General features: G+C 74.8%; 11 protein-coding genes. 8 read left to right on the plus strand and 3 right to left on the minus strand.

Translation table 11 applies throughout. The features are described 5' to 3' along the window. Positions 1–83 precede the first annotated feature (83 nt). The gene (locus ACFYOU_RS20020; RefSeq protein WP_391307180.1) at positions 84–1,079 is read right to left on the minus strand and encodes an SWIM zinc finger family protein; all 996 of its coding nucleotides are present in this window, start codon (positions 1,077–1,079) and stop codon (positions 84–86) included. A 132-nt stretch (positions 1,080–1,211) separates the two neighbouring features. On the opposite strand from ACFYOU_RS20020, the gene ACFYOU_RS20025 reads away from it, so the two are divergent. The 5 genes from ACFYOU_RS20025 to sucD all read left to right on the plus strand — a co-directional run bounded on the left by ACFYOU_RS20025 (position 1,212) and on the right by sucD (position 8,506). After that, positions 1,212–2,387 (plus strand): AAA family ATPase, encoded by a 1,176-nt coding sequence (locus tag ACFYOU_RS20025; protein ID WP_391307182.1) that lies wholly within the window; start codon positions 1,212–1,214, stop codon positions 2,385–2,387. Beyond that, positions 2,384–4,939, plus strand: a complete 2,556-nt coding sequence (locus ACFYOU_RS20030) for a DUF5682 family protein (protein ID WP_391307184.1) — start codon at positions 2,384–2,386, stop codon at positions 4,937–4,939. Before ACFYOU_RS20025 ends, ACFYOU_RS20030 begins: the two co-directional genes overlap by 4 nt. Then, complete coding sequence (locus tag ACFYOU_RS20035; protein ID WP_391307186.1) at positions 4,936–6,126, plus strand: VWA domain-containing protein; 1,191 nt, start codon at positions 4,936–4,938, stop codon at positions 6,124–6,126. The genes ACFYOU_RS20030 and ACFYOU_RS20035 overlap by 4 nt, the downstream gene beginning before the upstream one ends. A gap of 299 nt (positions 6,127–6,425) precedes the next feature. Next, positions 6,426–7,604, plus strand: coding sequence for an ADP-forming succinate--CoA ligase subunit beta (sucC, locus tag ACFYOU_RS20040; protein ID WP_387000095.1), 1,179 nt, complete (start codon positions 6,426–6,428; stop codon positions 7,602–7,604). A gap of 20 nt (positions 7,605–7,624) precedes the next feature. Continuing rightward, the gene (gene sucD / locus ACFYOU_RS20045; RefSeq protein WP_385493497.1) at positions 7,625–8,506 is read left to right on the plus strand and encodes a succinate--CoA ligase subunit alpha; all 882 of its coding nucleotides are present in this window, start codon (positions 7,625–7,627) and stop codon (positions 8,504–8,506) included. A gap of 80 nt (positions 8,507–8,586) precedes the next feature. Here sucD and ACFYOU_RS20050 read toward each other — a convergent pair whose 3' ends face one another. Further along, a complete protein-coding gene (locus ACFYOU_RS20050) occupies positions 8,587–9,987 on the minus strand; it encodes a helix-turn-helix domain-containing protein (RefSeq protein WP_391307257.1) in 1,401 nt (466 codons plus the stop codon). 156 nt (positions 9,988–10,143) lie between these two features. Between ACFYOU_RS20050 and ACFYOU_RS20055 the strand changes: the two genes are divergently transcribed. Beyond that, positions 10,144–11,463: a DUF6350 family protein gene (locus ACFYOU_RS20055; RefSeq protein WP_391307188.1), complete on the plus strand. Its 1,320-nt coding sequence runs from the start codon at positions 10,144–10,146 to the stop codon at positions 11,461–11,463. A 525-nt stretch (positions 11,464–11,988) separates the two neighbouring features. On the opposite strand, the gene ACFYOU_RS20060 is transcribed toward ACFYOU_RS20055, so the two are convergent. Continuing rightward, positions 11,989–12,888: a hypothetical protein gene (locus ACFYOU_RS20060; RefSeq protein WP_391307190.1), complete on the minus strand. Its 900-nt coding sequence runs from the start codon at positions 12,886–12,888 to the stop codon at positions 11,989–11,991. Between the two features lie 495 nt (positions 12,889–13,383). Here ACFYOU_RS20060 and purN point away from each other — a divergent pair, with 495 nt between their 5' ends. Next, positions 13,384–14,001 carry a phosphoribosylglycinamide formyltransferase gene (gene purN, locus ACFYOU_RS20065; protein ID WP_391307192.1) on the plus strand — a complete coding sequence of 206 codons (618 nt, stop codon included), beginning with the start codon at positions 13,384–13,386 and terminating at the stop codon, positions 13,999–14,001. Then, positions 13,998–15,578, plus strand: a complete 1,581-nt coding sequence (purH, locus tag ACFYOU_RS20070; protein WP_389767314.1) for a bifunctional phosphoribosylaminoimidazolecarboxamide formyltransferase/IMP cyclohydrolase — start codon at positions 13,998–14,000, stop codon at positions 15,576–15,578. The genes purN and purH overlap by 4 nt, the downstream gene beginning before the upstream one ends. Positions 15,579–15,601: the final 23 nt, after the last annotated feature.

Genomic DNA, 15,601 nt, shown 5'->3' on the forward strand with positions numbered 1-15,601 from the left:
CCGCAGGGGGACGCACCCAAGGGGCGCGGGGAACTGCGCGAGTAACCACCGCGCACCCGCAGGGAAGGACGCACCGTCTGGGGTCAGGCGAGCGATACCACCGGCCCGTCACGGGCCCAAGCGCTGAGCGGTCGCAGACCCCCGTGCCCCAGTTCACCGAACACGGTGACCGCCGAGCCCCCCGCGAGGGAGACCAGCCGCCACAGCCCCGCGCCGCCCAGGAACCCGGAGGTCAGCGGCAACGCCCGCCCGGTCCCCGGATCGACCACCTGCCCGAGGTCCCCCACCAGCACCGGGACCACCCCCGCGACCGTCACCGCCCGGTGCTCCGCCCAGGGATCGGCCGCCACGCCCGCCCCGTACGCCGCGACCGCCTCCGCCACCCGCACCCCGGCCGGCAGCGCGAGGTCGTGCGACGGGCCCGTCACCACGGCGTCCGCCCCCAGGTCCACCCGCGACCGGCCCGCCCCCGGGTACGGGACGGCCGCGGCCTCCACCACGCCCCCGACCGGGAGGGACAGCGCGGGCGGCCGCCCGGCCGCCCCGTACGACAGCACCAGGGCCGTCCGCCCGGACCGCGCCCCGTGCACCCAGATCCGCCGGGTCGTCAACGGGGGCTCCACCGTGTCGTACTGCGCCAGCACCGACCACCGGTCCGGCACCGGCTCCCCCTCCGGCGCGCACGGCAGCCCGACCCGCATCCGCACCGTGGCCGCGAGGTCCCCCGGCAACGCGTCCCGACGCAACCAACCCCGGGCCAACAGGTGCAACAGCGCGCACTCCTCCAGCATCCGCACCGGCCACCCCGGACCCGAACCGGCGAGCGCGGCCAACTCCCGCGCCCGGGCGGCCAACCCCGGCGCCTGCGCATCGACCATCCGGGCCGCCGTCTCCTCCCAGAACGCCCGCCCCTCCCGTTCGGCCGCCGCCAGCCCGCCGCGCAACACGTCGGCGAGCCGCCGCTCCAACTCCTCGGCCCCGGCCGTCACCCGGGCCTCCCGCCGCACCGCCCGCCGGCCCGCCGCGGCCCGGGCCGCCCCCCTCGCGTCCGTCATCGCACCCACCCCCTGCCCAGCCATGTCACCGAAGGTAGGCCCTCCCACTGACAACCGCCCCTGACCTGCGAGTTCACCCTCCATCGAGGCCGCTGTCAGTGGCGTGGTGCACGGTGGACACCGGATCAGAACCGTCGATCTGGAGGGGGAACGCCGATGTCCGTGTCCGCGCCCACACCCACGCCGTCCGTCCGGTCGGGCACGGAAGGCACCGAGGGAGCAGCAGGGCCCGCGAGGACGGACGGATCGGCCGCACGGGTGCTGAGACCGCACGCCGAACACGCCTTCGCGGCCGAACTCGGCGCGCTGGCCGCCCAGGACGACCGCCCGCGCCCCGAACGCTGGCGGCTCTCCCCCTGGGCCGTCGCCACCTACCTGCTCGGCGGCACGCTCCCCGACGGCACCGTCATCACCCCCAAGTACGTGGGCCCGCGCCGCATCGTCGAGGTCGCCGTCAGCACGCTCGCCACCGACCGGGCGCTGCTCCTGCTCGGGGTGCCGGGCACGGCGAAGACCTGGGTGTCGGAACACCTCGCGGCGGCCGTCAGCGGGGACTCCACGCTGCTCGTCCAGGGCACCGCGGGCACCCCGGAGGAGGCGATCCGCTACGGCTGGAACTACGCCCGGCTGCTCGCCCACGGCCCCCGGCGCGACGCCCTCGTCCCCAGTCCCGTGCTGCGGGCCATGGCCGAAGGCGCCACGGCCCGGGTCGAGGAGTTGACCCGCATCCCCGCCGACGTGCAGGACTCGCTGATCACGATCCTCTCCGAGAAGACCCTCCCGATCCCCGAACTGGGCGAGGAGGTCCAGGCCGTCGGCGGGTTCAACCTCATCGCCACCGCCAACGACCGGGACCGCGGCGTCAACGACCTGTCGAGCGCGCTGCGCCGCCGCTTCAACACGGTCGTCCTGCCGCTGCCCGCAAGCGCCGAGGACGAGGTCGAGATCGTCACCCGGCGGGTCGAACAGCTCGGCCGCGCCCTCGACCTGCCGTCGGCACCGGACGGCGCCCTGGAGATCCGACGCGTCGTCACGGTCTTCCGCGAACTGCGCGGCGGGATCACCGCGGACGGGCGGACGAAGGTGAAGTCCCCGAGCGGCACCCTCTCCACCGCCGAGGCGATCTCGGTCGTCACCCAGGGCCTCGCGCTGGCCGCCCACTTCGGCGACGGGGTGCTGCGCCCCGCCGACGTCGCCGCCGGACTGCTGGGGGCGGTGGTCCGCGATCCGGCCGCCGACCGGACCGTCTGGCGGGAGTACCTGGAGACGGTGGTCCGCGAACGCGAGGGCTGGGCCGACCTCTACCGCGCCTGCCGAGAGGCGGACGGATGACCGGACGTCCGGCCCCCGGCCGCGTGGGGCCCGCCGGGCCGCTGCTGCTGGGCGTGCGGCACCACGGCCCCGGTTCGGCGCGGGCCGTGGCGGCGGCCCTGGACGCGGCCGGACCGCGCGCCGTGCTCATCGAGGGCCCGCCCGAGGCGGACGCGCTGCTGCCGCTCGCCGCGGACCCGGCGATGCGGCCCCCGGTGGCCCTGCTCGCCCATGCGCTGGACGGGCCCTCCGCGTCCTCGGGGGCCTCCGTGCCCTACGAGTGCTGGCCGTTCGCCGACTTCTCCCCGGAGTGGGTCGCCCTGCGCTGGGCGTTGCGGCACGGGGTTCCGGTCCGGTTCATCGACCTCCCGGCCGCCCACTCACTGGCCCGCTCCGTCCCCGGTGCGGACGCAGCCGGGGGAGCGCCGGCGCCGCAGCACGCCGACCCCCTCGCCGTCTTGGCGGGGCTCGCCGGGTACGAGGACGCGGAGCACTGGTGGGAGGACGTCGTGGAACACCGGGGCACCACCGCCACGAACCAGTCCACCCCGTCCACCCAGTCCACTCCGTCCACCCCGTCCGATCCGTCCGACCCCCGCGCTCCGTTCGCTCCGTTCGAAGCGCTCGCCGAAGCCATGACCGCGCTCCGCGAGGCGCCCCCCGACGCGGACACCGCCGACGCCGGCACCGACCCGGGGCACGTCGACGACTGGGACCTGATCCGCGAGGCCCACATGCGGCTGCGCCTGCGGGCCGCCCGGCGCGAGTTCGGGGACGACGTGGCCGTGGTGTGCGGCGCCTGGCACGTGCCCGCCCTGGCCGCCAGCGTCACGGTCGCGGCGGACCGGGCCCGACTGCGCGGACTGCCCAAGGTCAAGGCGGAACTGACCTGGGTGCCGTGGACCCACCGCAGGCTCGCCCAGGGCGGCGGCTACGGCGCGGGCATCGAGTCCCCCGGCTGGTACGGGCACCTGTTCCGGTGCGTCGACCGTCCCGTGGAGCGTTGGTTGATCGAGGTCGCCGGCCTCCTGAGGGACGAGGGCCGGACCGTCTCGCCCGCACACGTCATCGAGGCGGTGCGGCTCGCCGGGACCCTCGCCGCACTGCGCGGCCGTCCGCTGCCCGGCTTGCCGGAGACCCTGGACGCCGCGCGCGCCGTGATGTGCGACGGCTCGGACGTCCCGCTGGCCCTGGTCCACGACCGGCTCGTGGTCGGGGACGTCCTCGGACGGGTGCCCGACGGGACGCCCGCCGTGCCGCTCCAACGGGACCTCACCCGGCTCCAGCGCCGGCTGCGGCTCACCCCGGAGGCGGGGGACCGGGAGCGCCACCTCGACCTGCGCAACGACACCGACGCGGCCCGCAGCCGGCTGTTGCACCGGCTGCGCCTGCTCGGCGTGGCCTGGGGGGAGCCGTCCGACACCCCCGGCTCCACCGGAACGTTCCGGGAGGGCTGGCGGCTGCGGTGGGAACCGGAACTGTCGGTGCGGGTCGCCGAGGCCGGCGTCTGGGGGACCACGGTGCGCGACGCCGCGACCGCGCGGGCCCGGGCGGACGCGGTGTCGGCCGGGCACCTCGCGGACGTCACGGTGCTGGCCGAACGCTGTCTGCTCGCCGGGCTCGGGGACGCGCTCCCGGTGGTGGTGCGGGTCCTCGCCGACCGGGCCGCCCTCGACACGGACGTCGGCCGGCTCGCCGCGGCGCTGCCCGCCCTGGTCCGTTCGGTGCGGTACGGCGATGTCCGGGGCACCGGGACCGGGGCGCTGCGGAAGGTCGCCGAGGGCCTGGCCGACCGGATCTGCGTCGGCCTGCCGTCCGCGTGCGCCTCGCTGGACGAGGAGGCCGCCGCCCGGATGTGCGGCCACCTGGAGGCGGTGCACGGCGCGGTGCGACTACTCGCCGAGACGCCCGAGACGCCCGAGACGCCCGAGACGCCCGAGACGCCCGAGATAGCAGCAGCCGCTCCCGTCGCCCCCGGCCCGCTGACCCGCTGGTACGCCGTGCTGCGCGTGCTCGCCGCCCGGCACACGGTGTCCGCTACGGTCCGGGGCCGTGCGGCCCGCGTCCTGCTGGACGACGGGGAACTGTCCGAGGACGGGGCGGCCCGGCTGATGGGGCTCGCCCTGTCGCCCGGCACCCCGCCCCGCGAGGCCGCCGCCTGGCTGGACGGATTCCTCGGCCAGGGCCCCGCCGGCGGTCTGCTCCTCGTCCACGACCAGCGGCTGCGGAACCTGGTCGACGGCTGGCTGTGCGCGGTCCCGGCGGAGGCGTTCACGGACGTGCTCCCGCTGCTCCGCAGAACGTTCTCCGGATACGGACCCGCGGTCCGCCGCACCCTGGGCGAACTGGTGCGCGGACGACCTCGGGCCGCGACGACGACCACGGGCCCCGACGGTTTCGGTCCGGAGGCCGACCCGGCCCGGTCCGCCGCGGTGCTGCCGGTGCTGGCCCTGCTCCTCGGCGCCCCGGCGCCCGCCGCCCCGCCCGGACCGACGGGCGACCGTTCCCCCACCCACCCCGAGACCGCCCCGCACCCCGAGACCGCCCCGCACTCCGAGGAGGCCCCCGCATGACCGCAGCGACCGGCGGAGGAACCCCGGACCACCGCGAACGGGGTCCGGCGGCCGACGAGCGGGCCAGACGCTGGCGACTGGTCCTCGGCGCGGCGGCCGACGGCCCGGGCCCCCCGCTCCACGGCCGGGACGCGGCGATGGACGGCGCCCTCGCCGCCCTCTACGAGGCCCCCGCCGCGGACCCGGGCACCGGCGGCGACCGCTCCGGCGGGCTCGGCGCCTCGGCCCCGTCCGTGGCGCGCTGGCTGGGGGACATCCGTACGTACTTCCCGTCCCCGGTGGTGCAGGTCATGCAACGGGACGCCCTCGACCGGCTCGGGCTGTCCGCGCTGCTGCTGGAACCGGAACTGCTCGAAGCGGTGGAGGCCGACGTCCATCTGGTGGGCACGCTGCTGTCGCTGCACCAGGCCATGCCGGAACGGACCCGACAGACCGCCCGTACGGTCGTCCGCACGGTCGTGACGGAGCTGGAGCAACGCCTCGCGACCCGGACCCGGGCCGCCGTCAAGGGCGCCCTCGACCGGAGCGCCAAGGTGCGTCGGCCCCGCCACCGCGACATCGACTGGAACCGCACGATCGCCGCCAACCTGAAGCACTACCTCCCCGAACACCGCACGGTGGTGCCCGAGCGACTGGTCGGCCACGGGCGGTCCGCCCAGTCGCTCGCCAAGGAGGTGATCCTCTGCGTCGACCAGTCGGCGTCGATGGCGGCCTCGGTCGTCTACGCGTCGGTGTTCGGCGCGGTGCTGGCGTCGATGCGGTCGCTCGCCACCCGGCTCGTGCTCTTCGACACCTCCGTGGTCGACCTGACCGGGGAACTGCACGACCCGGTCGACGTGCTGTTCGGCGCCCGGCTCGGCGGCGGCACCGACATCAACCGGGCGCTCGCCCACTGCCAGCGGCACCTCACCCGGCCGGCCGACACGGTGGTCGTCCTGATCTCCGACCTGTACGAGGGCGGGGTCCGGGGCGAACTGCCGAAGCGGGTGGCGGCGATCAAGGCGTCGGGGGCGCAGTTCGTGGCACTGCTGGCGCTGTCCGACGAGGGCGCGCCCGCGTACGACCGGGAGCACGCGCGGGCGCTCGCCGCGCTCGGCGTCCCCGTCTTCGCCTGCACGCCCGAGGCGTTCCCCGAGGTGATGGCCGCCGCGATCGAGCGCAGACCCCTGCCGGTGCCCGCCGACTAGGAACCGCTGCGCGCCGTGCCCACGGGGTCCGGCCGGCCGCACACCCGCCGCTCGTGGTGGGTCGGGTCTCGTGAATCACACGCCTCCCACGTGCCCCACTGGGCCTTGTGACTGTTATCACCGCCCCCGGACCACCCGAGATTCAAGGTCCCCCGTCAGTCGGGGATAACCTGCGAGACGGACATGCCGCGTACCCGGCCGACCGTGTGCGCCCCCCAAGTGACCGCGGAGTCACGTTGCCCCTCGCGGCACGCCCACGCAGACAACGAACCGCGAGACCACGATAGGGACGGACGCGCGTGGACCTGTTCGAGTACCAGGCGAGGGACCTCTTCGCCAAGCACGGTGTACCGGTGCTGGCCGGTGAAGTCATCGACACGCCTGAGGCGGCGCGCGAAGCGACCGAGCGACTGGGCGGCAAGTCCGTCGTCAAGGCGCAGGTGAAGGTCGGCGGCCGCGGCAAGGCGGGCGGCGTCAAGCTGGCCGCGACGCCGGACGAGGCCGTCGCCCGCGCGACGGACATCCTCGGCCTCGACATCAAGGGCCACACGGTCCACAAGGTGATGATCGCCGAGACCGCGCCCGAGATCGTCGAGGAGTACTACGTTTCGTACCTCCTCGACCGCACCAACCGGACCTTCCTCGCCATGGCGTCGGTCCAGGGCGGCATGGACATCGAGGAGGTCGCGGAGAAGACCCCCGAGGCCCTCGCCAAGGTGCCCGTCGACGCCAACAAGGGCGTGACCATCGAGGCCGCCCGCGCGATCGTCGCCCAGGCGAAGTTCCCGGCCGAGGTCGCCGAGCAGGTCGCCGAGATCCTGGTGACGCTGTGGGACACCTTCAAGGCCGAGGACGCGCTCCTGGTCGAGGTCAACCCGCTGGCCAAGGTCGCCGACGGCCGGGTCATCGCCCTCGACGGCAAGGTCTCCCTGGACGCGAACGCCGAGTTCCGTCAGCCGGGGCACGCAGCCCTGGAGGACAAGGACGCGGCCGACCCGCTGGAGGCCGCGGCCAAGGCCAAGAACCTCAACTACGTCAAGCTGAACGGCGAGGTCGGCATCATCGGCAACGGCGCGGGGCTCGTGATGAGCACCCTCGACGTCGTCGCGTACGCCGGTGAGAACCACGGCGGCGTGAAGCCCGCCAACTTCCTCGACATCGGCGGCGGCGCCTCCGCGCAGGTCATGGCGGACGGTCTGGAGATCATCCTGGGCGACCCGGACGTCAAGTCCGTGTTCGTCAACGTCTTCGGTGGCATCACCGCCTGTGACGAGGTCGCCAACGGCATCGTCCAGGCCCTCCAGCTGCTCAAGGACAAGGGCGAAGAGGTCTCCAAGCCGCTCGTCGTGCGCCTCGACGGCAACAACGCGGAGCTGGGTCGCAAGATCCTGTCCGACGCCAACCACCCGCTGGTGCAGCGCGTGGACACCATGGACGGAGCGGCCGACAAGGCCGCCGAGCTCGCGGCTGCGAAGTAAGGGACGAGGTTCTCACAGCCATGGCTATCTTCCTCACCAAGGACAGCAAGGTCATCGTCCAGGGCATGACCGGGGCGACCGGCATGAAGCACACCCGCCTCATGCTCGGTGACGGCACCAACGTCGTCGGCGGGGTGAACCCGCGCAAGGCGGGCACCTCGGTCGACTTCGACGGCACCGAGATCCCCGTCTTCGGCTCGGTCAAGGACGCGATCGACAAGACCGGCGCCGACGTCACGGTCATCTTCGTCCCGGAGAAGTTCACCAAGGACGCGGTCGTCGAGGCGATCGACGCCGAGATCCCGCTCGCCGTGGTGATCACCGAGGGCATCGCGGTGCACGACTCGGCGGCCTTCTGGGCGTACGCGGTCGAGAAGGGCAACAAGACCCGGATCATCGGCCCGAACTGCCCCGGCATCATCACCCCGGGCCAGTCGAACGTCGGCATCATCCCCGGCGACATCACCAAGCCGGGTCGCATCGGCCTGGTCTCGAAGTCCGGCACGCTGACGTACCAGATGATGTACGAGCTGCGCGACATCGGCTTCACCACCGCCGTCGGCATCGGTGGCGACCCGATCATCGGCACCACGCACATCGACGCGCTCGCCGCGTTCCAGGACGACCCCGAGACCGAGCTGATCGTCATGATCGGCGAGATCGGTGGCGACGCCGAGGAGCGGGCGGCCGACTTCATCAAGGCCAACGTCACCAAGCCGGTCGTCGGCTACGTGGCCGGCTTCACCGCGCCCGAGGGCAAGACGATGGGCCACGCCGGCGCCATCGTCTCCGGTTCCTCCGGCACGGCGCAGGCCAAGAAGGAGGCCCTGGAGGCCGCTGGCGTCAAGGTCGGCAAGACCCCGACCGAGACGGCGACCCTGGCGCGCGAGCTGCTGAAGTAGTTCCCGCTCAGCTGGCGCACAGCACGGCCGGTGGGCCGCACCCTCACGGGGTGCGGCCCACCGGCCGTTGTGGGCACCGCTCAGCGCAGCTCGGGATGGGTCCGGTACGGGCCGCGGCGGGGGGCCTCGCGGAGCAGGTCGCGCAGGGCCAGCCGCTCGCCCGTGAGCGGACCGGGACCCATCCGCGGCGGAACGCCCCGCACGCTCTCCGGCGGGGCCTCGGGCGGCTCGTACGCGGTCGGCGCGGTGCGCAGGGTCAGCGCCGTCGCCCCGAGGATCAGCACGGTGAACGCGATGGCCGTCCGGGTCCAGAACCGGGTGCGGCGCTCGCAGTCCTCCCGGATCGTGCCCACCCGGGGCGGTTGCAGCTTCTCGCCGCGCGCCAGCCGGTCGAGGCCCTGGTGCAGCGCGGTCGGATCGCCCAGCCCGGGCACGCGCTCGGCGACGCTGCGGCGGGCGTTCGTCAGCCGGTGCGCCGTCGCCGGGGTGCTCGCCTCGGTCTCCGCCGCGGTCTCCGGCAGGTCCAGCCCGACGCCGTCGTACAACAACAGCGTCCGACGGTGGGCGGGCGGCAGCTCCAGCAGCGCGCTCAGCAGCGCACGGTCGTCGGGGTGCGCCGGGGGCGGCTCGGGCTGACGGTGCGCCCGCCGGAACCGGTGCCAGGGCGACATCGCGTACTCGTACGCGGCGGCCCGCACCCACCCCGCCGGGTCCCGGTCCACGGCGACCTCCGGCCACCGCTGCCACGCCTGGTGGAACGCCCGCTCCACCGACTCCCGGGCGAGCGTCCGCCGCCCGGTGAGCAGATACGCCTGACGCACCAGTGCGGGGGCGCTGTGCCCGTACAGCTGGTCGAACGCCTGGGTGGCGGTGAGTCCGTCGGCGCGCTCGGCGACGACCACGGAACCGTCGGCCGCGTGCCGGCGCCCGAACGGGCCCGTCACGGGCAGGGGCTGGGCGATGGCGTTCACGGGTGACTGCCCTCCGGGCGGTGCGTGACTGTGGTGGCGGACCTGGCCCGCGAGCGGGGGCGCGGTGGAGCGCGGGGGCGCGGTGCCGGGGCGGCGCCCGTGGGCGGGCGGCCGGGTGGGTGCGCGGGGCGGCGCGGGCGCTCGGGACGGCGTGGTGGGCGCCCGGGGGGAGGCCCGCCGCTCCGCCGCCCCGCCGACCGCCTCGACCGCCCCGGCCGCCCGAAGCGTCTCGACCGTCTCGCTCGCCTCGACCGCCTCGACCGTCTCGGCCGTCTCCGTCGGGTACGGCCGATCGGGTGCGGTGAGTTCGGCCCGGAGCTCCGCCAGCAGGGTCGCGTACGCGTGACGCTTGCGACCGCGCGGGTCGGTCCGGCCCGTTTCCCAGGACCGTACGGTCTCCCGGGTGACCCCCACCCGGGCGGCCACCTGCTCCTGGGTCAGCGCTCCCGCCTCGCGCAGCCGGCGCCGCTCCTTCGGCGGGGGCAGGGCGGCGGAGGGCCGGCTCACCACGGGTGCCCCGTCCTGGGGCGGGCCGACCGCGCGTACGCCGTCCCCGAACAGAAGCCGGGCCACCGATCAGAAAAGAACATAAAAGTATCTTGAGCGACACATCCGGTAATCGCTCGTTACGCGAAGAAAGCGCGTGTCGTTGGGAGCATGGCGCGCGTGACCCGGAGCACCCCCCACGCCCTCACCGCGCCCCTGCCCGTACCGGCAGCACCCCCGCCCGTGCCCGCGCCCGCCTCGGAACCCGTACCGGAGCCCGCCCCGGCGCCCTCCCTGCTCGCCGGGGTCCGGGAACGGGCCCCGGCCTTCGGCTCCTGCATGCTGACCGGAGCGGCGGCGGCCGGGCTGGGCCTCGCCTGTCTCGCCGTGCTGGTCCTGGCCCTGTGGAGCAGCTCGCCGTACCCGGACAGCGGCCCCCAGGGCGCGCTGCACACGGCTGCCGGCGTCTGGCTCCTCACCCACGGCGCCGACCTGGTCCGCACCGACACGCTCACCGGGGCCGCCTCACCCGTCGGCCTCACCCCCCTGCTGCTGGCCGTGCTGCCCGCGTGGCTGGCCCACCGGGCCGGCCGCGACGCCGCGCGGTCCGGACCGGGCGGCGTGGCGACGGTCTGGTCCGGGGTGGTCGCCGGCTACCTCCTGGTCGCGGTGGTCGCCGCCGGGTACGCCTCCGGCGGCGACCTGCGGCCCTCCTGGCTGAGCGGAGGCGTCTGGATCCCCGCACTGGTCGGGCCCGCCGCCGCGGCCGGCATCTGGACCGCGCACGGGCGACCGCGTCCCACCTGGCCGCCGACCGGGTCCGGCCGGGCGGCCCACTTCCCGCTGCTCCGCGGCGACGGGCGGGGCGCCGCCTGGCGCAAGCACCTGTGGTCGGGGGCGCTCGTCGGGTGGACCGGAGCGCTGGTGCTGGTGGGCGCCGGCGCGCTCGTCGTCGGTGCGTCGCTGCTGTGGCACGGGGACGCGGTCCGCGCCTCGTTCCCCGGGCTCACCGACGGGTGGTCCGGACAGTTCACGGTGCTCCTGCTGGCGCTGGCGCTGGTGCCGAACGCCGCGGTGTGGGCGGCGGGGTACGGGCTCGGGCCCGGGCTGCTGCTCGGTTCCCCGGTGCCCGTCGGTCTCCTCACCTCCGGGTACGCCGGTCCGCTGCCGCCGTTCCCGCTGCTCGCCGCGGTGCCCGGTGGGGGCGCCGGGTGGGCGTCCTGGGGGGTCCTCGTCGTGCCGCTGGCCGCGGGGGCCGCGGTGGCGTGGGCCGCGGGGCGCCTGGGCGGCGGGCCGTGGTGGGTCGCGTTGCGGGTGCTGGAGGGGGCGGTGTGGTGCGGGGCCCTTGCCGGGGGGTTCGCGCTGGTGTCCGGGGGCGCGTTGGGGTCCGGGGCGTTGGCCCACGTCGGTCCCGTGTGGTGGCAGTCGGGGGCGGCCGCGACGGTGTGGACCGCGGTGGTCGGCCTGCTGTTGGCCTTCGCCCGCACTCGCTCTCGTTGAGCCCCTGCTGGGGTGCGCTGTGCTGCTGCGCAGTTCCCCGCGCGCCCTATCGGGTACGTCCACCTGGGGGTACCTGGTCCACCTCGGGTGCGCGGTCCGATTCGCGCAGTTCCCCGCGCCCCTGATCAGTGCGATCCGCTGCGCGTGCGCTGTCCGGCCTGGGTGCGCTGTGGTTTCGCGCAGTTCCCCGCGCCCCTGATCGGTGCGTCGTGATGCGCGTGCGTTGTTCTGCGGGGTGCGCTGTGGTGTTGCGCAGTTCCTCGCGCCCCTATCGGGGTGCGTCCTGATGCGCGTGCGTTGTTGGGTTGATCGGGAGCGCGCAGAACAACGCACTCCCCGCCGAACGCACCCAATCAAGGGGCGCGGGGAACTGCGCAAAACCCACCACGCACCCGAGCCGGACCACGCACCCCCAGGTGGACGCACCAGATCAAGGGGCGCGGGGAACTGCGCGAACGGCACCGCGCACCCGAGCGGAACAGCGCACGCGCAGCGGGGCGCACCCGAGAACCGCCCGACCGGACGTCAGTCCTTCGTGCTGAGCAGCGGCCGCAACTGCTCCGGCAACAAGTCCTCGCAGGACTCCTTCTGCGGAACGGTCAACGCGTCCCGGACGCACACGTAGTAGTCCCGGTACACCAACTGCGCCGTGAACGTCGCGGCGACCATCGCCAACGCGAGCCCCCCGGTGACGAGCCCACTGATCGCCGCGGTGCTCATCGACCGCGGGGTGACCCGACCGGCGCCCCCGGTGGCCACGGCACCCCCGTTCCCGGAACCGGAGCCGTTCGCACCGGACCCCGCACCGGACCCCGCCGCGTTCCGCTCACCCCGCGGCGGCGCACCCCGCACCGCGCTCACGCCCCAGTACACGGCCAGGGCACCCAACATCAGCGCCACGTACGGCCAGCTGAACAACGCGAAGAAGAAGGCCCACATACCGGTGAGCAGCGAGTAACGGGCCCGCCGCTGCGACGGGTCCGTGGGGTCCCAGCGCATGCCGGACTGCTGCCCCTCGGGGCCGCCGCCCTGCTGGCCGGGTCGGTCACCGAACCGACCGGCGGAGCGCCCGGGCTGCCGGTCGCTCCACTGGCCGCCCCACGGGCCGCGCCCGCCGCGCTGGTCGTCCTCGCCGCCGGAACCGCCGGAACCGCCGGAACCGCTGGAACCGTCGGAGCCCTCGGGGCGCCGGGGCCGCCACGGCCGGTCGGGGCTGCCCTCGGGCGGCGGTGCGTAGGGGTTGTCCTGGTCCGCGCCGGGCCGGCTGCCGGAGCCGTTCTCGCTGCCGGAGCCCTCCCCGCCGTGCGGAGCGGGCGCCCCCTTGGGCTCGGTCTGTCCGCGGTCCCGCAGCAGGACGGCGCCGTGGGCGGACCCGGGCGCGGGCCACGTGTGCTGCGGCAGGAGTCGGAGGCTGGGATCCGGCATCAGGTGTGCGACTTCCCCTCGGTGGAACGCGGTGGATCTCGCGCGGTCCACCGATGCGGCCGGGACGATCCGGCCTGAGTCTTCGGTGACCGCTGTGGACCCCAGTGATGGTACGGGCCCCGCGCGGGTGAGCGACCGTACGGGCCCCCCATCGGGGGTGCCGTCGGTCGCGCGTCCGCCCGGGCACCCGGTCAACGAACCACACCGGGCCGGTGTTCCGGCCCGCCTCCGCGCCGACCCCGCGTCCGGACCGGGCCCGGCCCCGGGGCCCGTCGCCGGCCGGACGCGTTCCGCCCCCGTCCAGGGGGTCACACCGCCCCGGACGGTATCGTTGCTGCCGGTCGGCCGCTTCGTAGAGTTCCCCGTATCCGGGGAGACCACGCCTTCGTGCGAACCTCCAAGGAGTCGTACGGCGGGCGGGGACGGACGACGGCGGACCGTCCGGCTCACGCCGCGCCGGACCAGTGAAACGCCCCCGCAAGAAAGGGCCCCACCGTGGCCGCCAAGCGCCTCGTCGTGTTGGTCTCCGGATCAGGAACGAACCTCCAGGCCCTCCTCGACGCCATCGCCGCCGCGGGCCCGGAGCGCTACGGCGCCGAGGTCGTCGCGGTCGGCGCCGACCGACCCGGCACCCTCGGCCTGGAGCGCGCCGAGCGCGCCGGACTGCCGACCTTCGTGCGACAGGTGAAGGACTACGGCTCCCGCGACGCCTGGGACCGGGCGCTCGCCGAGGCCACCGCGGCCCACGCACCCGACCTGGTCGTCTCGGCCGGGTTCATGAAGATCGTGGGCAAGGAGTTCCTCGCCCGCTTTGGCGGCCGGACCGTCAACACGCACCCCGCCCTGCTGCCGAGTTTCCCCGGGGCCCACGGCGTGCGCGACGCCCTCGCGTACGGCGCCAAGGTCACCGGGTGCACCGTCCACTTCGTCGACGACGGCGTCGACACCGGCCCGGTCATCGCCCAGGGCGTGGTCGAGATCCGGGACGAGGACGACGAAGCCGCGCTCCACGAGCGCATCAAGGAAGTCGAACGCAAGCTGCTCGTCGAGGTCGTCGGCCGGCTGGCCCGCGACGGCTACTCGATCGAGGGACGAAAGGTAGTTATCCCGTGACCGCCGAAGGTACGCAGAGCCCCGAGGGGGCGCAGGTGGCCATCCGCCGGGCGCTGATCAGCGTCTACGACAAGACCGGGCTGGAAGACCTCGCGCGCGGGCTGCACGCCGAGGGCGTCGAACTCGTCTCCACCGGCTCCACCGCCGCGAAGATCGCCGCCGCCGGGGTCCCGGTCACCAAGGTCGAGGACCTGACCGGCTTCCCCGAGTGCCTGGACGGCCGGGTCAAGACGCTGCACCCGCGCGTGCACGCCGGCGTCCTCGCCGACCTCCGCCTCGACTCGCACCGCGCCCAGCTCGCCGAGCTCGGCATCGAACCGTTCCAGCTGGTCGTGGTCAACCTCTACCCGTTCCGGGAGACCGTGGCGTCCGGCGCGAGCCCCGACGAGTGCGTGGAGCAGATCGACATCGGCGGCCCCTCGATGGTCCGCGCCGCCGCCAAGAACCACCCCTCCGTCGCGATCGTCACCAGCCCCGACCGGTACGCGGACGTGCTGGCCGCCGTGCGCGGCGGCGGCTTCGACCTGCCCGCCCGCAAGCGGCTCGCCGCCGAGGCGTTCCAGCACACGGCCGCGTACGACGTGGCCGTCGCCTCCTGGTTCGCCTCCTCGTACGCGCCCGTCGACGACTCGGCGTTCCCCGACTTCTTCGGCGCCACCTTCGAGCGCCGCAGCACCCTGCGCTACGGGGAGAACCCGCACCAGGGGGCCGCCCTGTACGTGGACGGCACCGGCGGTCTCGCCGACGCCGAGCAGCTGCACGGCAAGGAGATGTCGTACAACAACTACACGGACACCGACGCCGCGCGCCGGGCCGCGTACGACCACGACGAGCCCTGCGTGGCGATCATCAAGCACGCCAACCCGTGCGGCATCGCGATCGGCGCCAACGTCGCCGAGGCGCACCGCAAGGCCCACGCCAGTGACCCGCTGTCCGCGTTCGGCGGGGTCATCGCCGTCAACCGGCCGGTGACGGAGGAGATGGCGAAGCAGGTCGCCGAGGTCTTCACCGAGGTCATCGTCGCGCCCGAGTACGAGGACGGCGCCCTGGAGGTGCTGACCCGCAAGAAGAACATCCGGGTGCTGCGTGCCCACCGGGCGCCCGCCGCGCCCGTCGAGGTCAAGCAGATCGACGGCGGCCGGCTGCTCCAGGTGACCGACCGGCTCCAGGCCGACGGCGACGACCCGTCCTCCTGGACGCTGGCGACCGGTGACGCGCTCCCGCCGGGCGAACTGGCCGAGTTGGCGTTCGCTTGGCGGGCCTGCCGGGCCGTCAAGTCCAATGCGATCCTGCTCGCCAAGGACGGGGCCTCGGTCGGCGTCGGCATGGGCCAGGTCAACCGGGTCGACTCCGCGAAGCTCGCGGTCGAGCGGGCCGGCGCGGAGCGGGCCCGCGGCTCGTTCGCGGCCTCGGACGCGTTCTTCCCGTTCCCGGACGGGCTGGAGATCCTGCTCGCCGCCGGGGTGCGGGCCGTGGTCCAGCCCGGCGGCTCGGTCCGCGACGAGTCGGTGGTCGAGGCGGCGAAGAAGGCCGGCGTGACCATGTACCTCACCGGCACCCGCCACTTCTTCCACTGATCCGCAGGGCGACGGGCCGGGCA

It is taken from the genome of Streptomyces sp. NPDC005955, from assembly GCF_042871255.1.
In the GTDB taxonomy this organism is placed as follows: domain Bacteria; phylum Actinomycetota; class Actinomycetes; order Streptomycetales; family Streptomycetaceae; genus Streptomyces.